Origin of the sequence: Pseudoalteromonas sp. S3776 (assembly GCF_005886915.1) — a bacterium.
Taxonomy (GTDB): domain Bacteria; phylum Pseudomonadota; class Gammaproteobacteria; order Enterobacterales; family Alteromonadaceae; genus Pseudoalteromonas.
Window position 1 is genome coordinate 1 of the sequence record NZ_PNCU01000036.1, and the last position, 6424, is coordinate 6424.

The window sequence follows — 6424 nt, forward strand, 5'->3', positions numbered from 1 at the left end:
AAAATGAGAGATGGTATCTACAACCAATAGCATTGGTATTTATCTGTAGCTGAATTTATTACATTGGCTATGCGTTGAGTTTCGCCTATCCCAAACCAACTTACAGTTGTTGCCCGTCCACAGGTTTTTGAATAATACCCGCATTACGACTCCATTTTTTAGCCGCTCGCTAACTTGCGATTTTATTAATAGAAAAAAACTCTGCAGTGCAAATAAAACAGCAAGCGCTTGTACTCAATACTGCTGAAAAATAAGAAGAACAAGGTCGCACTGAGCTCCTTGTATGTTGCAGTGTTGAATTGCATAACAAACAACAAAAGCAAATTTCAGTCGATTCAACGTTAATAGGTTGCTCTTGATTAGTAATCATAGGATGGTAAATTACATATAAAACAATAGCCTTATCTTAGGAATATTATGATCAAAGTATTATTAGCGACCAGCTTAATCGCCTCTTCATTCGCTGCTTTAAGTAATCCTTTAACTGTTGAAGAACAGCGTATCAACAAAGCCCAATCAGCAATGCCAAATGTTTTAAAAGCATTTACCCCACAAGTATCTAGTTTTGAGCAACAATTTAAAGAGTTAAGCGACTTTAAAAGTGCAAAAACATTAGTACAAAGCTTTAGCTTTGAACTGTGGGAAAGTGCCAAGCAACGCATAATAAAAACCAATAATTACGACGACAGAGAGCTTTACTGGGCGCGCCTGCTTTCAAGCAAAGTAATACGTACAACATCACCTAAGTTTTCAATTACGCAGGCTCAGTTAAATACCTTACTAACCCTACTTGAGGAAGGCAGCAGAGGACGTACTGACCTTGCTTTTTCATCAGGCAGCACTAAAAAATATTACTAACGGGCTTTGACCCTTTTTTACTTGATAAAAACATAAACCAAAGTAACCCCTCAGGTGTTGCTGCGTTATTACTCGACGGCCAAGTTATTAATTACAAAGGCGTGAGCGCAGAAATTAACACCGTTATGGTGCCGGTGCGCTACGAAGACTTTGATCAAGGCATAATAGAGTCACTACTTGCCCCCTACTACGCACTTAATAATGTAGACATGATAGTCACCGTAAGTATGGGCAGGACAGAATTTGATTTAGAGCACTTTCCGGGTAAACGTCGCAGTGTAACCGCCCCAGACAATGCCAATATTGTGTATGGCGGCACGCAAACAAGCCCAGTAATACCAAAACTTAATGGCCGACCACTCCCGGGCAACGAATTTGTAAAATTTAGCTTGCCTGTAACTTACATGCAACAAGCCAAAGGCCCTTATAAAGTTATCGACAATCATGAAGTCACCACGCTTGAAAAAACCTATAAAGCCGGTTCGTATGGCGAGCTTAAAAATAGTATTGCGGTAAATGGCGGCGGCGGTGGTTACTTGTCTAACGAAATATCGTACCGAAGCATTCGCCTGCGCGATGCGCTTAATTCAAGTATACCTACAGGGCATATTCACACCCCACGTATACAACAATTCGAACCTGAAACAGAAGCTAAAATAGTAAAACAAATAAAAGCAATGCTAGAGCAAAGCTTAGTCGCGCTATAATTTAGAGCTACCACTTTAAGGGCGTAAAAAAGGGCAATGTTATTGCCCTTTTTTCTATTTACAGTCTTCTCAGTTTTTATTTAAACCATTAAATGAGCTGTATGGCTTGCTAATTCAATTGAGAATTTAGCCAGCTGAGAAAGTTTAATTAGCATTTTTTTCAAAATAGCACGAATCCCACAGTAACTAAAATCTATAAGCTTACTTGCTGGTAAGCCACAAAAAACATACATATGGCCTACTATACCTTTTACTTCTGCAGCATAAGCTCGTGAGGTTTCTACTTCATTCGCTAAATAAGACGCAATGGCATCATAAACAGTTAATAAACCTGTAACACTAACTTGTAGTGCACTAATCGCACCTATTTTATTTAAAAAATCAAGAAGTGCTGCACCTATTTTCCTGGCCCAAAGAGCATTGAAACTAGCTTGATGACGTTTTTCAAATTCAAGACGAGTGGCTTCTTGGTAGCGTAGTTCAAATCCCTTTTGTATATCTTCATAAGTTTTATATTTTGATGCCGTATTCAAATACCCTGGTATTGGGTTAGACATACTATGCGCCCCTGGTGATATTAAAGGGGATGAATTTAAAATATATTCATAAGTAGTGTGTACGAAAGGCCACACAGGCACCATTGGTACAGGATCACCAGCATGTACACAGCGGTAAACCCCCTGTAAAGCATTTTGTGTATGGTTCGCAAAATTCGATAGCCCAACTCGCGGAGCACCAAAAGTATAGAGTTTAACAGGTACTTTGAAGCGTTGTTTCAACCAGTTTGCAGCTAAATTAGCTAATGCGCCACCTAAACTGTGACCAACAACGTGAACAGGAGCTGTAGGATTATTCGAAAAATACTGTTCTAACTGTGATTTGAGCGAGTTAAATGTTTGATTGAATCCTGCATGTACACTTTGGTTATTGGGACCAGTGGAAACACCACAATGTAGATCAGTAATACAATCGCGCATTTTTGCTGTTCCTCTAAGCGCTAGTACATAATGACCCTTAAACGCGTTAGTTTTTCCCTTAGCAATACAACCAAAAGGTGTACGATGACGGAAAACTCTTTCTAGGATAGATCCACTTATGCCCTTTACTGAATCACTATCAAAATCAAAGTATCTAGACAAAGCTCCATAATAAGCAGAGCCCTCGACACCATCAGTTGTGTCAGTTGAATATGATATAGCAGCAAATCAAGCTGCTAATGAAGGAGTTAAAACTTGCATCATAATTATTTCCTTATATTTTTATTTAACATAATCGTTAGTTAGATTTAGGTGTTCGTCAACATCAATAACTTCAAAGTCTTTATCCCAACGACAAATTGAAGTCCCCTCTAAACTCACTTCTTCTCGACTACTAGAAAAGCTAAATAAAATGGCCTCATTATTAATATCAGCGTTAAGGCAACTTAATTTATTGTTAAATTCATCAATAGGGTTTTTCCCTATTAATGTCGCTCGCCAAATAATAAATTTTTTTCTATTAATAGTCGTGGTAATGTATTGATTAGTAAATATTTCTTTGAATGGTATGCTGGGTTCATCGGAACGAATCGTTTTTTCAGGAAATCTAAAACTACCATCGGAGTCTGTATAAACAAAATCTTTACGTGGCTTACCATCGGAGAAGCTAAGACTACGTAAAATCAATTGATTGCCAATTGGCTCACCATTATCTTTTAAACACCCGAATACTTCAGGAGATAGGTGTACTTTATCTGCACCAAATTTATCAAAAAAAGGTTGAATTTTCGCGCTGAAGTTTTGAATTTTGTCGATGACTGACACAATAACCTCTTGGAATATGATTGTTTTAGGAGGAATAATGTGTAATTTATTATGAAGATTACCCACAGTCCTTGTCGATATTAAAATATTTTGTAGGGTATTAAATAATATGCAATTAATTTTCGCTACTCTAACTGCTGCTGATGTAGTCTTTTAAGCCTCTTAATTACTTTAATGCTAAATTTTAAATATTTACTTTTGAAAAAGAGTAATAAAATTAAGTACTATAAATAAAACAGAAAGTTCTAAGCCATTAAAAGAAAAACCATCTCTCTGCTCGGTAACAATACCTATTATATAAATAAGGGATGAAATTATAGCACTACAAGCTAACAGGCTATAAATCTTTAGAACCAAGCATTTACCAATTGATAAAAGTACACCAAACAATATACATATTCCAACAAAAAAACCTATTACCCGCTGACCTAGCTCATCTACTGCGCTGTAAGGCCATAACAGTATTTATATAGTGAATGCTAATGATGAATAGCTAAAAACACTCGCAACAATCGCCGCAGCACAGATTGAGCTATGTTTTAAATTGGAAATTTGGTCACTTGCTGACAATGCTTCAACCTTCACTCTCTAGGCTCTCAAGGACACCAATTGCAATACCCTTAATTTCCCCGTTATATGCAGTTCCTGTATAGTCAGGCTTGGGATCTAATCTTGACTTCATACATCAAACTATCTCGAAGTTTTTCGAACTGTAAGTTGACCTTATCATCTTCAATTATTAACTTATTTAGCCTGCATACCGTTTGGGATATGGCTGAATAGTGTTGAATATTAAAAATAATTTCTAACACTTTTAAATTTTAAAACTGTGGCCAAAATTAGTTGACCACTACAGAAGTCCATTGTAACTAGATATGACGAAGGTACCTTATACACTCTTTCTCAGAAGAAGACGTCCAACCACTATCCAATACCTGAATAAGAAAGTTTTTTAGAGCTTTATTTAGTGATAAAGCTTGCTTAATAAGAGGATACCTACCTGTTCTAATCATTCCTACATAAGCTAGTGCAATATCATCAACATCAGTGAAATATTTATCATTCAATTCAAAAAAAACAGCCATTACCTTATCTAATTCATACGTACACTCAGTAATTAAAGCACTTGCCATTTTATTCTCATGAGTAGATAAGACATTAGTAAAGCGAGGTATAAAACTTCTTGCAAATTTTCCATCAGGACCTGCAAGCTCAATATATGCTTGATCAGATATAATAGAGCCTAAAACACCTCCAACTACAACACCTACAGCTACACCAATAGGCCCAAACCAGATACCAGCAGTCGCGCCCCCAGCAGCGCCCCCAGCGAAACCTCCCCCAATGTTGGTTGCTTCACGCCCTGCAGTTTTAATTTTATTATTAGAACTACTAATATTATAAACGGCGATGCATATAGAAAGTACCCATAAACTTCGTCCGGCTTTGCCTAAATTGCTTGCTTTGACACTAACCTTAGGATTTGCCTTCCCTGCACTTTGAACTATCTTTTTATAAATTGATGAAGCTTCTGATTCGGTAAGCTCAGCGAAACTTTTACCGAACTGGCTTTTTGCATATTTATCTAATAACGTCTCTAAATTCAGACCTTTTGCCTTTAACTTAACTACTTTAGCTTTACCAATATCACTAGTTTTACTGCGAGAAACAGTCATTATTTCATTCCGCATCTCATTTGCAGCTACAGCTGCCTGTTTAGGCGTAATGACTCCAGCCTTATAAGCATTAACTAATTCCAAGGACATTTTTTTTGTCTGTTCCATATATAGTGCTCTTACTTTTGAGTCATTTATGAAACGACTACCAAAGTTAATCGCAGCTATTTCCATTTGCTTAATACTAATTTCTACATCTTTATCAGAAATAAACGAGTCCATGTTTGAAACCTTAATCTTTTATTGTTAAATAACTTGGTGATAATTTATTGGAGTAATGAACACCATTTGAAGGTATTATATGAGAGAAGTGTACTTTTTTTTTGTCTGCAATAATTAAATTATTTATCGATTCCCCCCAAAATTTAAATTCAATATTTTGATCATTTCTAATTATTAAATCTTTCAAAATCCCTGGCGAATATGGCTTCATCAGTTCAACACTTTCAATAACTTCACCTATTGAATCAACTAAAGTAATGTACAATGCCTCCTCGTATGGAGAATCATCTGAGGTAAAAAAAATATATGTGCAATTTTTTCTTCTAAATATTCTTTCTACCTTTTCTCCACATAATACCTGTTGGTTTTTCAGGCTATCTAAGCGCACCTGTAATTTTTCTTTGGTTTTATTTTCTGAGAAAGCTGTAATTTCTTCCATAATTAAATCCGTTTAACATTAGATATTAATAATATTATATTTTTCTTTGAGTAATGTATACTTCTGAGCAAAGTTGTTAAGATAAATTAAAAACTGCTTTATAGGAAATATAGAGTTTTTCTGTATTTTTATCAAAAAAAGGTTTGGGGTCAAATCTTGACTTCAGACATCAAACAATCTCGAAGTTTTTCCAATTGTAATTTAACCTTTTCATCTTCAACCATTGATTTATTCAACCTACCTACAGCTTTCGATATCGCCGAATAATGCTCAACATTAAAAACAGCTGCTAATGCCTGCAAATTTAACCCCGTTAAATCTTGGCATAATTTAATAGCAAACCAGCGTGGTAAATTTTTCTCTTTTCGCCCCTTTTTAACCGTTACTATATCATCTACCTCAACATTAAAGTGTTTAGCTAAGTAGGCTATAACATCATCTGCTGAGTGCTTTTTTCTAACAAGCTTTCTTTCGCTATCTGACTTGGCAATATAGTCTTTTATGTTTTCAATAAAGTCCGCACAACCCAAAACCGACAATAACTTTTTAGCACTATAAAAAGCGCTTATTTCTTTATTGTTTTCATATTCAACAAACTGTTTATAAGCAGCATATTTACACTTTTTTCCTTGAAGCGAAAATATAAAGTCCCGAACTAACCATTTCGGCGTCGCTGTGTTTTTGATAAAAGCTGAATATCTAGACCATGTATACTTAGCA

General features: G+C 35.7%; 5 protein-coding genes and 1 pseudogene. 1 reads left to right on the plus strand and 5 read right to left on the minus strand.

Annotated features, from left to right (window positions below; translation table 11 throughout):
• Positions 1-417: 417 nt before the first annotated feature.
• Positions 418-1565 (plus strand): annotated as a pseudogene (locus CWC16_RS14110) (PA0049 C-terminal domain-containing protein).
• An 80-nt stretch (positions 1566-1645) separates the two neighbouring features.
• On the opposite strand, the gene CWC16_RS14115 reads toward CWC16_RS14110, so the two are convergent.
• The 5 genes from CWC16_RS14115 to CWC16_RS14135 all read right to left on the minus strand — a co-directional run.
• Positions 1646-2704 (minus strand): lipase family protein, encoded by a 1059-nt coding sequence (locus tag CWC16_RS14115; RefSeq protein WP_249929263.1) that lies wholly within the window; start codon positions 2702-2704, stop codon positions 1646-1648.
• A gap of 120 nt (positions 2705-2824) precedes the next feature.
• A complete protein-coding gene (locus CWC16_RS14120; protein WP_138541976.1) occupies positions 2825-3367 on the minus strand; it encodes a DUF6795 domain-containing protein in 543 nt (180 codons plus the stop codon).
• Positions 3368-4236: 869 nt separating this feature from the next.
• Entirely contained in the window at positions 4237-5265 is a 1029-nt protein-coding gene (locus tag CWC16_RS14125) for a hypothetical protein (protein WP_138541977.1), read from the minus strand.
• 10 nt (positions 5266-5275) lie between these two features.
• Complete coding sequence (locus CWC16_RS14130; RefSeq protein ID WP_138541978.1) at positions 5276-5704, minus strand: hypothetical protein; 429 nt, start codon at positions 5702-5704, stop codon at positions 5276-5278.
• 149 nt (positions 5705-5853) lie between these two features.
• The coding region (locus tag CWC16_RS14135) for a helix-turn-helix domain-containing protein (RefSeq protein WP_349665941.1) at positions 5854-6424 on the minus strand (571 nt) is incomplete at its 5' end.